This window comes from Vibrio sp. 10N.261.46.A3 (genome assembly GCF_041472995.1).
Lineage (GTDB): Bacteria > Pseudomonadota > Gammaproteobacteria > Enterobacterales > Vibrionaceae > Vibrio > Vibrio coralliirubri.
On sequence record NZ_JBFRRH010000162.1, the window covers coordinates 1 to 847 of the forward strand.

Annotated in this window: 1 protein-coding gene; it reads right to left on the reverse strand. The window is 45.3% G+C overall.

Annotated elements, in window-relative coordinates:
* Positions 1-363: 363 nt before the first annotated feature.
* Positions 364-711, reverse strand: a complete 348-nt coding sequence (locus AB4484_RS25800; protein ID WP_372080955.1) for a hypothetical protein — start codon at positions 709-711, stop codon at positions 364-366.
* Positions 712-847 lie beyond the last annotated feature (136 nt).

The following is an 847-nucleotide window of genomic DNA, read 5'->3' on the forward strand; positions in this document are numbered from 1 at the left end:
TAAAATGCTCTAGCCGTGGACTCTGTGCCGTCCTACGGGCTTCGCCCTACCTGCAAAGCAGATAGGAGAAGAAAATGCTTCGCTTATTTCCCTCTCCCATCCACTTTCATTAAGAGGACAAAGTCAATCGCAACTGATATTGCCTCGTTAAATCGGCTGTGCGTAGTACGGGTACTCGTCTTAGGTACTTGTAATAACACAACACCAGAAAAACAAAAGGAGAGCGCCAATATGACACCGTTCGTTTTTCTATCGATACGGGCAGGCTTGATAGCGTTTCAATCCCCCTAAAGTCACCATTCTTTGACAGTAGTGGCGAAGTGAGCATGAGAGTGTGCCCTTGACTCTTGGGGAGTAAATCAATCAGTAAGGCCAAGTCTCGGTACGCATCTCTTGCAAAAGGTTGGAGAACGCTTTCAAATGAACGTGGTAGGTGCCATTTTGCAGCGCTGGCGTCAGTGTAAGATGGGTCAATTCTCGCAGTCTAATTGTGACACTGTGACAAAAGGTAAACATAACAAGGAAAGGTAAAACCACAAACCACGCCAATACGGGCGCATTGATAAGCATCAGATACCCCGTCATCGCCACCATCACCACGAGACTCTTCACCAATCGAATCGCATTTACCCAAGGTGAAGGGTTGTGCTGAATGCGTAAAAGCCATTTCAAAAACAGAGAGAGCAATAGCAAATAGAAAAGAGCGCTCATTATGTCCTATCCCAAGGTTGAGTTTGACAGCAATAAGCTTGCTTGAAGGTAAGGAATTTCAATAATTCCCTACCAGAACAATTGCGGCTTAACTCCTGTCGAAATAAACGTGTGGCTAACCTCATTTCTACACTAC

Bases quoted from the DNA above. Each gene is read 5' to 3' on its own strand.
- AB4484_RS25800 (WP_372080955.1), bottom strand. From the start codon at position 711: ATGAGCGCTCTTTTCTATTTGCTATTGCTCTCTCTGTTTTTGAAATGG.